We start from the raw sequence: 15,630 nt of genomic DNA on the forward strand, positions 1-15,630 counted from the left end.
GGCCTATGCGCGGTAGCTAAGCACAGCGCGGGGGGAGTACCATGATGCACGATAAATTTTAGTATCCGGCATCGCACGTCGGAAGCATCTTAGAAAGGCAGAGCAGCATGAATTTGCAACGTTTCCTTCACGACTTTCAACCATTGCTGACAGAGTTTTCACGTGGTGCCTTCCGTGACTTTCAATTCCCGTTTGAAGTCACGCCTCACAGCTACCTGGCCGAAGCAGAAGAGTCACTGTCGAGGCTTACATTGGGAGGTAACCGCGAGGCTGTCTCTAATGCCAAAAGAGCTATTGACTGCCAAGTTGAGGCCGTACTCAAAACATTAGGACTCCGCGCTAATGGAGGATTCCCATCACGGCTGTCTTCTATACGCAAAATAGGACTAGTCGCACCGCGCATTCTCGAAAAAATCAATAAATTAAGAAATTCGATCGAGCATGACTTTACAAATCCTACCCGCGAGCAGGCTGAGCTGGCAGTAGATACAGCATTATTGTTTGTTGAGCTCACCCATAGAGTGTTTCGTCAAACTATATTCCAATGTGCAATATACGACCCAACACCAAAACTCAAAACTTGGGTAAATTGGGGCCCGAATTACGTAGTTTTCGAAATGATAGGCGAAGCCGAACGCTTTGATATTTCTGGAGAAATAAAAGGAAAGGTGTCTTTTAAGCAAGTCGTAACGCGTGACGACCCCGAATATATTCCGCTAATTCGTTTCTTCCTCGCTGGAGATTTTGCGTACTCAGATATCTCAGACGAAGATTTAGTAAACAATCTAAGGACGGATATTGCGTTTTAAATTCTCCGACCAACCACCTCGCCCCCACCTCAAATTGAGCGCTCGACACTGTGATAAACTACGAAACTGGACTTGCTAAGTACACGAAATCAAGGGTTGCTAGGGTCTCGAAGCATAACAACGAACTGATGGCCCAAATTCGAGCACTCAATGGCGTATTCACCACGGACTCCATTATCCAAGACCTCACCATCCACATCACAGATGCGGTTGAACGCTGCCTGCGAGAGGTCGGTACTCAGAAAAATTCCACCTTGGCATTAATTACAAATCTGAGATTCATTTTTGAGACATGCATCAGCACTCGCTTACTTAACCTAGAAGCAAACTACAAATTCAAAATACGTTTCTCGATATACAGGCATCAACTCGAAAAATCTAAAAGCCTCGGAGTTCAAGCACGCTCTGACTTGGCTCGGCTAAAAACCCTAGCGAAAGCAGAGCTTGACATAAATAGACAATTTGACATTAGTGAAAATTTTGCCATTAACAAACAGCGGACAGACGATTTGTATGAAGAGTTAAATAATGAAATTTCTGTTTTTCTAGATGCCGCTGAGTCGTTTGGGACTGGAATGCTTAGCCACTACATAGATCAGTACCTCTTGAGTCATAGCATCCGCGAAAAAGAGATTGAAGATGAATGGAGCTTACTAAAAAAAGAACTAATTCAAGACCCAGAGGCAGTTGCACTCTTCGACTTCAAGGGACAGACAAGCCGGGTGGACAAGGAACTCACAGATAAACGCTCATGGAAAGATAAAGCAGCAATCGTAGGGCTCGGCAGGATGCATGACTTTCTTTATGACTATACGAGCTCAATTATGCACAGCACATCATATTCGCTCATGCTGCCCTACGAGCTTGAACCTGGTGAACAGTTTATGATAGAGGGACTTGCCGCTCGCTTCACATACAGCATTTTATCTGAACTCTGCTCTTTCGCTAAAATCCCGAGAGAAATGGTTGTGATCAATTTCAACGAAGGTGCTTAGTAACAACTTACAGTAAAAATCGCTTGTCCATGGAGGGCTCAATACGGATCATGCGCGGCGATATGATGATGGGGCGTCGAACCAGACAGTTGAGTGCTGGCTCGGTGGAACCTAACGGCTCAACGCACCAAATTCACTTTGGCGAGGTCGATGAGCTGCTTTGCCCGCCCATCAAGCACCGCTTTTAACATGAAGAACCCAAAACCTTGCGCCTCGGCAAATGAAGTCTTGGGCGGCATGATCAGTTCCTGGCGCTCGCTCACGACGTCAACTATCACTGGCCCTGGGTGACTGAATGCCTCCTTTAATGCGCCGGCCAGATCTCCGGATTTCTCAACCCGGATGCCCTTGATTCCAATAGCCTGAGCCATCGCAGCGAAATTGGGGTTCTGCAGCTCACAGCCAACGTCCAGAAAACCGTGTGCCTTCATCTCCATCTCCACAAACCCCAATGTGCCGTTATTCAACACGACGATTTTGATAGGCAGTTTCTGCTGAGTGAGCGTTAGTACGTCGCCCATCATCATCGCGAAACCGCCATCACCGGAAAGCGAGATGACCTGGCGACCTGGAAAAGCGCTCTGCGCGCCAATAGCCTGCAGCATCGCATTGGCCATGGAGCCATGATTGAACGAACCGATGAGGCGACGTTTGCCGTTCATTTTCAAATAGCGCGCGGCCCAAGCGGTTGGAGTACCCACATCACAGGTAAAGATGGCATCTTCAGACGCCAACTCGCTGACCATGCGAGTCACAAACTGCGGGTGGATCATCGCGCCATCAGAGCCCCCTTCAGCAAGTGCATCAAGGTCTGCACGCGTCTCCTTGTAATGCTCCAGCGCAGCATCAAGGTGGGTGCGGTCATTGTGCTCATCAAGCAGAGGTAGCAGCGCATGCAATGTGGGTTTCACCTGGCCAACCAAACCCATCTCCAGGCTGCACCGATTCCCAAGCGCTTCCGCGCGCACGTCAATCTGAAAAATGCGGGCATCCGAGGGGTAGAACTGACGGTATGGAAAATCGGTACCCAGCATGAGCAGCGTGTCGCACTCCTTCATCGCGGCATACCCTGAGGAGAACCCGATCAGCCCAGTCATCCCCACATCGTAAGGGTTGTCATACTCGATGAATTCTTTGCCACGAAGTGCATGCACGATCGGAGCTTTCAACGTTTGAGCAAGATCCAGAATCTCATCGTGTGCACCCACGCAGCCTGCCCCACACAGCAGGGTGATTTTCCCACCTTCGTTTAACAACAGCGCGAGTTGTTCAAGCTGGTCTCGGGGCGGGCGAATAACCGGCTCTCTCGGCACGAGCCAACGGGGTACGGCTTTGGATAAAGGCTGCAACGCGATGTCGCCCGGAAGTACCACCACAGCAACGCCTTTCTTCGATATGGCCGCCCGCATGGCGCGTTCTAGCACCTGCGGAAGTTGGTCAGGACGCGAGACGAGCTCCACGTAGTGGCTGCATTCTTTGAAGAGCACTTCCGGGTGGGTGGTTTGGAAGTAGTCGATCCCGATTTCGGTGCTGGGTATATGAGCAGCAATGGCCACAACAGGAACGCGGCTGCGGTGGGCATCGTAAAGCCCGTTGATCAGATGAAGATTTCCAGGGCCACAGCTGCCGGCGCAGACAGTCAGTTGACCGGTGATGTGCGCTTCAGCGCCTGCCGCGAATGCAGCGGCCTCTTCGTTACGCATATGAATCCAGTCGATGGATTCATCTCGGCGCAGTGCATCGGTAAAACCATTGAGCGAATCTCCAACCACGCCATAAACGCGCTTCACACCAGCGCCTCGCAAAGCCTCAACCACAAAATCCGACACTGTTCTGGTCATCTGATCAACTCCTACACGTAGTGATGCGAAAAGCGTCAGCGCTGAGCAGGCTTTTCTTTGAGAAAAAACGCGAGAACGATTGCGCTTGCTGCACAGCCGATCATCAAGAAACCAATGCCGCGAAATTGGAGTACCTCCATCCCGTCGGTATGGCCCGCGTGGGAATAAAGCGCACTGGCGATAGGTGCGACCAACGCACTGGTCGCGAAAACAAGCAGGTTCATGATGCCGGTAGCCGTTCCTGCCACCATTGGTGGGTTGGCTTCTTTGATCATGGTGTAAGGGATCATCGCTGCGCCCGAGACGATCCCGTAGAAGAGGCTCAGCCCTATGCTGTCTACGACCGTCGATGGCCCGTACACAATCACCGTTTCAGAAAGCAGCAACGCGAACGCGCCACCGATCACAACTGGTTTGCGTCGCTTGAGACGGTCAGAAATCCAACCCAGTAAGGGGCAACCGATCACCCAGCCGAACAGAACGAGCGCTGCACTTCGGACGGCATCCTCGTAGGAGATGCCCAGGCCCTCGGTAAAAAACGCGACTCGCCAGATCATGTCTCCCACGGTTGTAGGAATGAATAAAAAGCCGGCGCAAAAGCCGCAGAGCCAAGATTGAGGGTTTGAGAAAACAACTCGATAACCATCGAGCGCACTTTTTTTTGCGGACTGACTATCAAGATTTGGGTGCAAAGGAAGAGCACGTTGCAAGAGCATTGCTATCGCGAGTACAAACACCAAGGCACCAAGACCAAACCAGATGTACGCCCATGGCAAGGCAAACTGATGAACAGATTGGGCAACCGCGTACTGCCCTGCAGATCCACCGAACATACCGAACGCCTGGACGATGCCAATGGCTGAAGCGAGCCGTTCTGGCGGGAAGCTTTTTGTGGCAATGTACACAGCGCCAGTGAACGCCAGCGCAGCTCCGCCCCCCTGTAAAAGCCTGCCGAAAAGCGCGACGCCGTAGTGGTTGTTCGTGAACAGCACACAGCCGATCGCCATCACGACCATCCCTATAGCAATGGGAGCGCGGGCGCCGAATTTATCCAGCACCCCGCCCGCTACCACGCTAGTCAAGGAGTAGGTGTAGTAATAACTGCCGATCAGGGCTCCAAGGGATGCAGTCGTGATACCCAAATTCATACCGAGCTCTGGAAGCATCACTCCAGGCGCAGACCTGGCTGCGTACTGACTGAAATGAAACAAACCACACAAGACGAACATAAAAAGCGCGGTATGTGCGATTTTCGGCTTAACATCAAATAGTTGTATATTCGCCACCAAGTCGCTCCCGCTTGACTATCGCAATAGATTAAGACGGTCTGCATTCTCGATCAGGCCGTTCAAATGAGAAAACCCATAGAGTTTGCGAAAAAGCAAAACAGCACCCAAACTATCAAGAACGCCGTGCGAGTCCTATCATCCAAAAGCCAATGAAAATTGTGCTTAGGGATATAAATACTATCCGAACGTATTAATCAGTCACGCTCAATGGTGGACGAGGCGAACAAACTCCTCTGATTATCAGGCTCGTTGCTGAGAGACTTGACGGACTGATGGAGGTTAGTAGCAGTTCTTGATCGCGATACTTTGTTCAAGAGTGCTTGAGCAGAGAGGCCGGAGCGAAAGAAACCTGGCCTTGAAAAAACATGGGAGAGGTTGAGATGACGCTGCCGTCGCGTCCATTGCCAGACCACGGTCGCCTGTAAGGCGATCGCGCAGGAGGCAGGATCCCGAGTGAACTCGCGATCATGCCTTATGCAGTTTAGAGCTCAGCTAAGGCTTAGAACGACCTTTTTAATGTACCCAATGAGCGTTAAGCCACTCAGTAACGGTGCCACGACCCGGAGACGTGGAGTGAAAATGCATCTTGATCATCCGCTCCGCACGCAAGCGATCGTTTTTCGGCATGTCACTCCCACTCCCATAGACAAGCGTGGTTTCGTCACCCGACCAGCCTAGGTTGTTCAGGTAACTGAGCATCTCATAGCCTTCGTTTCGACTGAGATGCTTTGCATCCTCGTGGATCAGGTGAGGGTTATCCCCCATCGTTGTCGTCCAGCTGTATTTGTACTGCAATTCTTCTTTATCAATCTGTGGCATTGGCTTGTATCTCGTCGTGGCCCCAAGCGGGCGTTGTCTTATTTTCCTAGTGCAAGGAGCGCCATGAAGGCTTCTAAACCCTCATTCCGCCCCTTGACACCCATCGGCATAGATAACATCCTTCATTTTTTGAAGCAACATGACCGATATGCACGGCCGACGGTTTCTTGTGTGCTTCATGTCACCAAACCAACTGAGGCGCTACGCCGAGGTTGTTCCTTTCAAAGCTTCGGAGACGTTTATGAGTGCTGGCGGACAAATCCAAGGTAAGGGCGGTGTGCTGGGGACGGCGGTCGTCACAGGCGCTTCAGGCGGCCTAGGCGAAATTTATGCACACAGACTCGCCGAGCGGGGCTATGACCTGATGCTGATTGCTCGTCGAGCTAACAAACTCGAAGAAGTGGCCGCTGTGCTGCGGGCGAAATATGATGTTCAGGTGAAAACGGTAAGTGCCGATCTATCCGATCGCGAAGATCTGCAGCGGGTTTCAACAGAGGTCGAGCACGACTCGCGCATTACGTTATTGGTCAACAATGCAGGCGCATCAAAGCTTGCGTTTGTGGGTGACACGACCCAGGAACAACGTGAGGCAATGATGGGCGTGAATGTGATGGCGCTTACGGTACTCAGTCAGGTGGCTCTGAGGAAATTCAAAGAGCGCAACCAAGGAACGCTGATCAATATCGGATCCGTGCTTGGTGCATTCACCCTTCCCATCAGCGCAATCTACAGTGCTACCAAGGCATACGTTATGAACTTCACTTTAGGTCTGCAAAGTGAAGTGGAGAACACCAACGTATTTGTGCAGCTTGTAATGCCTGCGTCGACCTCGACAGACATCTGGGAAAACTCAGGCTTCCCGCTTTCAAACCTAGACCCTGCCTCCATCATGACGCCTGAGCACTGCGTTGATGCAGCCCTAGCGGGTCTAGATTTGAGGGAAAAGGTAACCATGACGTCAGTCGAGGACAAAAATCTCTTCGATAAGCTCCAAGCCGCAGGTCAGGCACTTTTCAGTGCCTCACAGACTGGAGTGCCTGCAAGTCGGTATGGGCTGCATTGATTCTCAGCGCCTGCACTGGCAAGCGAAACGCTGAATGAGCTCGACGCTACGGCACGGGGCGCTGTACCGAGCCATGTGCTGTTAGCGTAGAGGCCCATCTTCTCCTCGCTGAGATAAATGCATAGCGGGTCACGCATGGGATGCCAGCGTCTGTAGCCCGGCCGAGGGCGCTTGGCAGTTGGGATATTGAGGAGCAAACCGTGCGGGATGTAAGCAGAAAAAAGAGTAGAGAACATGATGTGGTGTGCGGATTTGCAAACAGAAGCCTGAGCCACAATTGACGTCATGACAGCGCTGGGCTACGGCCCTCGACGATTGATAGGCATTGGCATCAGCCCTGGGAGCAGTCGACCCAGCCCCTATGAACCTGAATGGATACGCGGGATATGACGACGATTTACTTCGACGAATCAGGCAACACCGGCAGGCAATTAGGAGATCTGGATCAACCGATTTTCATCCTGGGGTCTTGCGACTTCACCCACGCGGAGTGTGAGGCACTACTAGGCCCACTGAGGTCTCGTCAGGCACCAGAGATTCACTTCAAGCGGCTTCGTAAATCCGGTCGAGGGCAAGATCGGATTGTCGAATTGCTACAGTCTCCCCTTGTATCCCCCGCCCGTTTCAAGGCAATGGTGTTTAACAAACGGTTTATGCTGTTCACCAAGATAATGGATGACCTGCTCGAAAACCTGTTAGACGACCTGAACGTTAATTTTTACGAAAATGGTCAGAACCGAGCGTTTTGCAACATGCTTTTCTGCGTGCTGCCTCTTGCCGTTGGCGAGGAGCTCTTCGACCAATTCCTTCGGCTGTACTACGACATGTGCCTGAGCAAGACAGAGGCCGACATTGCTGCCTTCTATACTCATATAGAGCAGATGCAGACCGTTGCTGCCAGTGGAACGCTGAATCCAGAGTTCGAACTGCAGCTACTGCAGATGACACAGCGAAATGTCCGGGAAACACTGGCGATTATTGAAGACAGCACGTTCAACCCGGCCATACCAGCATTTTTCTCACTGTGCGTGATGTGGGGAAGGCAGTACGCCGCATTCGACGCAATCTGCGACGATTCGGAGCCTGTCGAAAAGCAATCCGATTTTTTTGCCCTGGTCGCTGATCCTAGGCAGCCAACCGAGGTAATAGGTCATGGGCCCAACAGCTTCGAGCTGCCCCTCAAGCTACGCAGTTTGAGGTTTACCGCATCGCATGAATCTGATGGAGTCCAGGCAACTGATGTCATCACTAGCGCGCTGGCGTATTACCTCAACAAAAAACACTACAGTGACGGGACTGACGAATTTTACCTCAAGCTCAACGCACTGAATAAGCTTGATGAACTGGTTGCAGATTCAATTTGGCCAAGCCTGGACGTAACCCCAGAGTCATTAGGTCGAGCAGGTAATGAGCACGGCCAGAACCCAGCTGATGCCATGGCACACTACATCATCCGAGCCGAAGATCTGCCTCGTTAATGAACCAGCGAATCAGCTAATGCCACGGGGCGGGCAGCGCCCCTCAAGATCGGGAAATTGCAAAGCTTGACTGAGCTACTGAAGCCCAAAGCCTCGCATGCGCGATTGCCACCTGTAAGCAAACGACCATCACGTTTTGGGATCTCTGGAATGGGTATCGTGACCGGCTCCAGGTAAACACTGCGGCCGTTCTATGCTGCTTTCCAAAGGTCGGTTGCTTGCGCCCAGGCCCGCGTATCAATTTTACACATTGATGGCGTATCGCTATATTCGAGGTATATGGATGGGGTATCAGAGTAGGCAGCGATATGGCGTCAGCTTGGCAAACCGTGTTTTCGCACCAAAACCTCAAGAGCTACGCGCAGGCGGCACGAGAAATCAATAGCCATTATCGGGTACTGTTTTTGGATGGGTATGACTCAATCGTCATACCAAGCAGAGGAGCCTATCCAATCCTCGATTTAGCTCAAACACTTTGGGAGCTAGAGATACGGCGCCATGGGGGTTTTGATGCCCGGTTGGCCGCGAAGTATGAGCAGCTTTCGTCGCCCATACATCGGGAACTGACTTTACCGTTCTCTGCAGATCCGGATGAAACGTGTCAGACCTCAGCTGCTATCAGGTTGTTCTGGACAAAGGTGCTAGCCGCAATCATCAGGCGGGATAAGACAAGTCCTCATTTGCAGACATATCGGTGCATTATAGAAAAATTGGTAAAAGGTCATTGGCCGTCTTATGTGAATCCAAGAATCGCACCGAGTGAAAAATTCATCTTTGTCGACACGGTAGTTTCAGGTCGGGCAATCTGCGAAATATTTGATGCCTTTGAATGTGAAGGTCTAGACAGATGTTTCTTTCTATTGTTCGTAGATAACAAAGGCCAGTCTCTTAAGCCGGAACACCGACGTCGCATAGACCAGATGGTCAGTCTGGGACGATGCGAAGCGATCCATGTGACATCACTGTTTACCGAGGATCGCGGGCCAGCGGTGAGTGGCATTTGGAGTACGGTATATCCCGGGGTGATGCGTAAGCTTCAGATGAAATATCCTTGGGCGAATGATGCTTATGGTGCAGGTTCTTTTTACTGGAAGGTCAGAGACGATAGCAGTGAATATCCGAAGAGCAAGAGTAATCCGGGACGCAACATGCCAGTTACCGCCATGTATGGCCGTATTAACACGTTGATGTTCACCGTTTTGAATAATGAAGAAGAAATCAATCGGTTAAAGCAGGACGGGGAAAGCCATAATCAGATACAAGCACGGATGGATCGGCACGCTAGCTTCTATGAGTTTCAACTCCAGGAAATGGAGCGAACTTTGAGTAAATATCATACGTTTCGTGCAAGTACAACCGAGTCACTCGCCAAGCCAAGAATTGCAATGATACACCCTAATGCGACCACCACAGTATCCAGTTCGCACCTCGTTCGCGTTGCTCTGTCTGACGAAGAGGAGTCTGGGTTCTTCAAAATTCTAGCGAGTGATTACCTTGGCAGTTCGATAGACATTTTCTCGGACACCTATGGTTATGAACACACCGAATAAGCTTTTCGACTAAGCTGGGAAGACTTAGCGAGCAAGTATCTAAAGAACTCAGCCTACTGATCCTACCAATCTGGAAAATCTGAAATGTTTCCACAAATAAATCATGTAGACGTCCAAAAAGCAATGGAGCTAGCTGAAGAACTTCTTTCCCCCTACAAAGAAGACCTTCGGTACCATACCCTTCAGTTGGAAGCATCAAGAAGGCACCTTTTAGCAGCCAAAGCACTTACCTCTCTTATAAAACGGAGTGAAAGTCGAAGTAAGGCCCTCAAGGATTGCATTGACGCCAGCACATATATTAATGAACAACTAAAAAATATAGACCTAGAGCAATGCGAGCGGTTTATTTCTACTCTAGAATATAGAGTTTCCGCCTACAATCGGAGAATCCAGACATGCAAAGACGCAATTAAGGTGCTCAATAAAGACATTGCCGACTTCAAAACAATTCTGGCAACTCCTTTCGGAAACATGTACACCTACCTTAGTTACATCGACGGCCCTGGCTGGGCTTTTTACAGTTATCGCCCAGAAAAATGGCTTGCGCGTTGGGCCACCCCCCCCAAAACAACATGGGATACTGGTGAAAACTTTCGGAGTGATGGTTTTCCTTACCCAACACATTGGTAGAAAATCGACATATGTGGGCTCGCACTATCAACTTTTAATAACGCCCTATCCCGCATTCAGAGTGGCGACCCCCTCCATTATGGCGACGCCAGCCCCCGACAATACCCTGTCATGGACGTATAGGACAGCATTGTTAACCGCGAATAATAACTGCGAGAGGTGATGAGCTAATTTAACAGTCTCTTAGCCGCTTGAAGCGCTTCGCTAGCGAAGCGCATATTTTGTCACGGACGAAGCAGATACAAAACAATCTACGACTGCGAGTTCAGCGCACGGGTCTTAGAACTGCTTGTCATGCTGCCAGCGTAGACATATCAATCACGAATCGATACTTAACATCGCCACTAACCACTCGACTGAAGGCCTCGTTGATGTTCTTAATGTCGAGCATCTCGATATCGCAGCTGATATCGTGCTCAGCGCAGAAGTCCAGCACTTCCTGAGTCTCGGCGATGCCGCCGATCAACGAGCCTGCCAGCACTCGGCGCTTCATCACCAGATTGGCTGCATGCACGGCTGGGTCGATCGGCTCGATGAGGCCCACCAGAATATGCACGCCGTCAAAGCGCAGGGTTTCCAGATACGGGTTCAGGTCGTGCTGCACCGGAATGGTGTCCAGAAGGAAGTCGAAGTGACCGGCAGCGGCCTTCATCTGCTCGGCGTCGGCAGACACGATCACGTGATCGGCGCCCTGACGGCGGGCTTCCTCGGCCTTGCTGGCGGAACGGGTGAACAGAGTGACTTCCGCGCCCATGGCCTTGGCGAACTTGATGCCCATGTGGCCCAGGCCGCCCATGCCCAGTACGCCGACCTTGTCACCCGCTTTAACACCGTAGTGCTTGAGCGGTGAGTAGGTAGTGATGCCCGCGCAGAGAATCGGTGCAGCGGACGCTAAGTCGAGCTTTTCCGGGATGCGCACCACGAAATGCTCACTGACCACAATGCTGTTCGAGTAGCCACCCATCGTGTTGCTGCCGTCGACGCGATCGGGCGTAGCGTAGGTCAGGGTCGGGCCTTCCAGGCAGTATTGCTCCAGATCCGCCGCACAGGCTTCGCAATGACGGCAGGAGTCGACCATGCAACCCACACCGACCAAGTCGCCGACTTTGTGGTTGGTAACGCTGGTGCCCACCTCGGTGACCTTGCCCACGATCTCGTGCCCCGGCATCAGCGGATAAACCGCAATCCCCCATTCGTTTCGAGCCTGATGGATATCGCTGTGACAAACCCCGCTGTACAGAATTTTGATGACGACATCGTCGGCACGTGGATTACGACGCTGAAAGGTCATAGGGGCCAACGGAGCGGTGGCGGATTGAGCGGCGTATCCAATAGCTGTGTACATAGGCACCTCAAACGAAAACAAATTTGACGCGCTAATTTTCCAAACAATTGCACCTGCCAGCGATAACCGATCCTACGAGTCTTTTGCCTAATGCTCCTGAAATTCAGGGTTCGTTGCTGGATGAAGGGTGTCAATCCTTGGTGGCAGAAAGATTTTTTCGCTATCTTTTCAGTCAATTTCGGGTTCGAAAGAAGCTCAGAGTGTCAATGTTTCTGATTGAAAAAACTGTGTCAATGATCTAACCTATTGTTGCCTCATAAGCCCTATTTTATGGGGTTAAGAAGGTTGTCAATGCAAGGTATTAAAATCTGCTGTGTGCTACTCCGACATCCACCAGGCACGCAATGAATGGGGCATCGCCGTTTATCCGTTGATGCCGGGCCACGAAATCGTCGGCAAGGTCACTGAAGTCGGCGCCAACGTCACGCGACACAAGGTCGGCGATCTGGTCGGCGTCGGTTGCATGGTCGACTCCTGCCGTCACTGCGAAGCCTGCGCCGCGGACCTTGAGCAGTACTGCCTCGAAGGCCCGACCCTGACGTACGCCACGCCGGACCGGATCGACGGCACCAACACCATGGGCGGTTATTCCAGCAGCATCGTGGTCAGCGAACACTTCGTGGTGCGGATTCCGGAAAAGCTGAACCCGGCCGCCGCGGCACCGATCCTGTGTGCCGGCATCACCACCTACTCGCCACTCAAACACTATGGCGTTAAAGCAGGCGACAAGGTTGGCGTACTGGGCATGGGCGGCCTGGGTCACATGGGCATCAAGTTCGCCAAAGCCATGGGCGCAGAAGTCACGCTGTTCACCCGCTCGGCGAGCAAGGCCGAAGAAGCCCGTCGTCAGGGTGCCGATCACGTGATCGTGTCCACCGACGCCGAGCAGATGAAAGCCGCCGCCGGCCACTTCGACTTCCTGCTCGACACCATTCCGGTCCAGCACGACCTGAACCCGTACCTGGAAACCCTGCGTTTCGACGGTGTGCACATTCTGGTCGGCCTGATCGAGCCGGTCGATCCCGCACTGCACGCGGCGAATCTGGTGATGAAGCGTCGTGTACTGGCGGGTTCATTGATCGGCGGCATCGCAGAGACTCAGGAAGTCCTGGATTTCTGCGCTGAACACGACATCAGCTGCGACATCGAGATGCTGGACATCAAGCACATCAACGAGGCGTACAGCCGCATGATCGCCGGTGATGTGAAGTACCGGTTCGTGATTGATATGGCCACCCTGAAAGCGTAAGGACAATTCGCCCCGCATGGCGCGGGGCCAAACCTGTGGGACCGAATTCATTCGGGAGAGGCCGGAACATCCGACACACCTTCATCGGCCGAAACATCGCATCCCGAATGATTCTGTCCCACAGGATCGCGCGACAAGACGAACGTTACCCTCCAGCTACCCACCCAGCTCCGCCGACAAGCGCGCCGCCGTTTCCTTGATCACCGGCACCAGCTCGGTCATCTTTTCCAGCGGCATGTACGGCACCGTACTGGCGATGCTGATCCCCGCGACGATGCGTTTGCTGGCATCGCGGACCGGCGCGGCAACGCAGCGAATCGAGGGCTCGTTGTCCTCCAGGTCGAAGGCGTAACCGCCCTTCACGTACTCGTGCATCCGGTCGCGCACCTGCTCCCACGTCTGCTCCTGGTGTGCGGGCCACAGCGAATTCCTGGCCACTTCCGGAACGCTCAGGTCATACAGCCGGCGCCATTCGCTTTCCGGGCTGTCCAGCAACAGCGCCTTGCCGATGCCGGTGCGCGCCAGCGGCATCCGGTGGCCTACCCGTGAACGCATCTCCGGACCGTTGCGACCGGGATTCTTATGCAGATACAACACCTCGTCCCCGTCACGAATTGCCAGATGGATGGTGTCGCCCGTCAACGCCGACAATTCATCGAGGAAGGGGCGCGCGAGCATCGCCAACGGCAACTCCTCACGCGCCTGGAAACCCAGTTCAATCAGCTTCGGCCCCAACAGGTAGCCCACCTGTGGCAACACCCGAAGGTAGCGCTCTTCCACCAGACAGCTGGCCAACCGGTGCGTCGTACTTTTCGTCGTCCCGATCAGCCGTGCGATCTCCTTGAGGTCTCGGGCGCCACTGGCCACCGCTTGCACCACGCCCAACCCCCGCAACAGCGTTTGCGTGCCGGTCGGCGCGGTGTCTTTGCCCATCGGGCTCGGGGTGTCGGAAGAATCTTGCATATCACGCCTTATCGAATCAGAAAGCTGGCGGCATTATCGTCGCCCGCTTCAGTGCATGCCAATCGTCAGCGAGGATTATCCAGCTCGATTCGCTCGACTTTGCCCACCAGCAGGATGTAGGACAGCGCCCCGAGCAATGCCAGCACAGCGATGTACGTGATGGCAGGCGCGAACGACTCACCCGAGGCCAGAAAACCAATGACGATTGGGGTGGCAATGGCCGCCAGGTTGCCGATCAGATTAAAGGTGCCCCCGGTCAGACCCAACAAACGCGACGGGGCCAGGGTCGAAACCAGCGACCAGGTGATCGACGCCAGCCCGTTGCCAAAGAAGGCAAGGGCCAGGAACGCGATGACCAACGGTGTCGAGTCCACGTAGTTGGCACCGATGATCGATGTGGAGATCAACAGCCCGGCAATGATGGGCAGCTTGCGCGCGAATCCCACGGTGTGGCCGCGACGAATCAACCAGTCGGAAAAGAAGCCAGAGCACAGCACACCGACGAAAGCCGCCAGAAACGGCAACGACGCCAGCAGACCGGACTTGATGAAATCCATGCCGCGGTACTTCACCAGGTAGGTCGGGAACCAGGTCAGGAAAAACCACAGCGTCGAGTTCAGGCAGAACTGACCGAGATAGATGCCCCACAGCTTGCGCTGGGTCAGAACGATGCCCAGGTCTTTCCAACTGAAACCGCTCTTGGCTTTATCGGTATCGGTTTGTATGTCGACCAGGCCGCCGCCGTCCTTGATCAGGTCGATCTCAGCTTGATTGACGCCTTTGAAATCACGCGGCTCGCGGTAAACCATGTACCAGATCACGGCCCAGATCACGCCCACGCCGCCGGTGGCGACGAAGACCATGTGCCAGCCGAACGTGGCTTGCAACCAGGCGAGGACCGGGGTCAGAAACGCCAGGCCGACAAACTGGCCCGAGGTGTAGAAACCCACGGCGGTCGCGCGTTCCTTTTCCGGAAACCAGGCGGTGACCACGCGGCTGTTGATCGGATACGCCGGCGCTTCCAGCGCGCCGACTGCCATGCGCAGCACGAACAGGCCGACGAAGCTGCCAACGAAGCCGAGGAAAATCGTCGCGATCGACCACAGGGCCAGCGCGACGGTGTACAGGATGCGTGGCGGAACGCGGTCCACCAGCCAGCCGCCCGGCAACTGCATGGCGGCGTAGGTCCAGCCGAATGCCGAGAACACCAGGCCTACGTGTACCGGGTCGATGTTCAGCTCGCTGGTCAGCGCAGGCGCGGCGATGGAAAGGTTGCTGCGGTCCAGGTAGTTGATCACAACGGTGATGAACAGCAGGACCATGATGAAAAAGCGTTTGCGTGTCGGCGTGGCGGTGATCGCCCGCGCCTCCGGCAAGGTCTGTGTGCGCATGGGAAATGCCTCTTTTTATGTTTATCTGAGGTCTGGATTCGTGTGTTGCGGGTTAATGATCGTGACGCCGCAGAGCAAGGGAACGACCATTGCCCCCTGTAGGAGCCGGCTTGCTGGCGAACGCAACTCATCATTCACCCTCTCAGTGCCTGACCCATCGCTTTCGCCAGCAAGCCGGCTCCTACAGGTTTTGCGGCCAACGCCCGGT

General features: G+C 53.4%; 13 protein-coding genes. 7 read left to right on the forward strand and 6 right to left on the reverse strand.

What is annotated here, in order from left to right; genetic code table 11:
• Window positions 1–107 precede the first annotated feature (107 nt).
• Together AB4N84_RS29950 and AB4N84_RS29955 are read left to right on the forward strand one after the other, a co-directional pair.
• Window positions 108–809, forward strand: coding sequence for a hypothetical protein (locus AB4N84_RS29950; protein ID WP_460044614.1), 702 nt, complete (start codon window positions 108–110; stop codon window positions 807–809).
• 128 nt (window positions 810–937) lie between these two features.
• The gene (locus AB4N84_RS29955) at window positions 938–1,804 is read left to right on the forward strand and encodes a hypothetical protein (protein WP_460044615.1); all 867 of its coding nucleotides are present in this window, start codon (window positions 938–940) and stop codon (window positions 1,802–1,804) included.
• Between the two features lie 119 nt (window positions 1,805–1,923).
• On the opposite strand, the gene poxB is transcribed toward AB4N84_RS29955, so the two are convergent.
• From poxB to AB4N84_RS29970, 3 genes are all read right to left on the reverse strand, one after another.
• On the reverse strand, window positions 1,924–3,645 hold the full coding sequence (poxB, locus tag AB4N84_RS29960) for a ubiquinone-dependent pyruvate dehydrogenase (RefSeq protein ID WP_460044617.1): 1,722 nt from the start codon (window positions 3,643–3,645) through the stop codon (window positions 1,924–1,926).
• A gap of 35 nt (window positions 3,646–3,680) precedes the next feature.
• Window positions 3,681–4,931, reverse strand: a complete 1,251-nt coding sequence (locus tag AB4N84_RS29965) for an MFS transporter (RefSeq protein ID WP_460044618.1) — start codon at window positions 4,929–4,931, stop codon at window positions 3,681–3,683.
• 516 nt (window positions 4,932–5,447) lie between these two features.
• Window positions 5,448–5,753, reverse strand: coding sequence for a hypothetical protein (locus AB4N84_RS29970; protein ID WP_460044620.1), 306 nt, complete (start codon window positions 5,751–5,753; stop codon window positions 5,448–5,450).
• A 139-nt stretch (window positions 5,754–5,892) separates the two neighbouring features.
• On the opposite strand from AB4N84_RS29970, the gene AB4N84_RS29975 reads away from it, so the two are divergent.
• The 4 genes from AB4N84_RS29975 (at window position 5,893) to AB4N84_RS29990 (ending at window position 10,474) form a co-directional block, all read left to right on the forward strand.
• Window positions 5,893–6,816 carry an SDR family NAD(P)-dependent oxidoreductase gene (locus tag AB4N84_RS29975; protein ID WP_460044621.1) on the forward strand — a complete coding sequence of 308 codons (924 nt, stop codon included), beginning with the start codon at window positions 5,893–5,895 and terminating at the stop codon, window positions 6,814–6,816.
• A gap of 386 nt (window positions 6,817–7,202) precedes the next feature.
• A complete protein-coding gene (locus AB4N84_RS29980; RefSeq protein WP_460044622.1) occupies window positions 7,203–8,294 on the forward strand; it encodes a DUF3800 domain-containing protein in 1,092 nt (363 codons plus the stop codon).
• 308 nt (window positions 8,295–8,602) lie between these two features.
• Window positions 8,603–9,844 (forward strand): hypothetical protein, encoded by a 1,242-nt coding sequence (locus tag AB4N84_RS29985; RefSeq protein WP_460044624.1) that lies wholly within the window; start codon window positions 8,603–8,605, stop codon window positions 9,842–9,844.
• A gap of 84 nt (window positions 9,845–9,928) precedes the next feature.
• The gene (locus AB4N84_RS29990; protein ID WP_460044625.1) at window positions 9,929–10,474 is read left to right on the forward strand and encodes a hypothetical protein; all 546 of its coding nucleotides are present in this window, start codon (window positions 9,929–9,931) and stop codon (window positions 10,472–10,474) included.
• Window positions 10,475–10,766: 292 nt separating this feature from the next.
• On the opposite strand, the gene AB4N84_RS29995 is transcribed toward AB4N84_RS29990, so the two are convergent.
• Entirely contained in the window at window positions 10,767–11,819 is a 1,053-nt protein-coding gene (locus tag AB4N84_RS29995; RefSeq protein ID WP_460044626.1) for an NAD(P)-dependent alcohol dehydrogenase, read from the reverse strand.
• Between the two features lie 313 nt (window positions 11,820–12,132).
• On the opposite strand from AB4N84_RS29995, the gene AB4N84_RS30000 reads away from it, so the two are divergent.
• Window positions 12,133–13,068: an NAD(P)-dependent alcohol dehydrogenase gene (locus AB4N84_RS30000; protein WP_460044627.1), complete on the forward strand. Its 936-nt coding sequence runs from the start codon at window positions 12,133–12,135 to the stop codon at window positions 13,066–13,068.
• 156 nt (window positions 13,069–13,224) lie between these two features.
• Here AB4N84_RS30000 and AB4N84_RS30005 read toward each other — a convergent pair whose 3' ends face one another.
• On the reverse strand, window positions 13,225–14,031 hold the full coding sequence (locus AB4N84_RS30005) for an IclR family transcriptional regulator (protein ID WP_460044628.1): 807 nt from the start codon (window positions 14,029–14,031) through the stop codon (window positions 13,225–13,227).
• 65 nt (window positions 14,032–14,096) lie between these two features.
• Window positions 14,097–15,422, reverse strand: coding sequence for an MFS transporter (locus AB4N84_RS30010; protein WP_074753427.1), 1,326 nt, complete (start codon window positions 15,420–15,422; stop codon window positions 14,097–14,099).
• Between the last annotated feature and the right edge of the window lie 208 nt (window positions 15,423–15,630).

This window comes from Pseudomonas sp. S2_H01 (genome assembly GCF_054668305.1).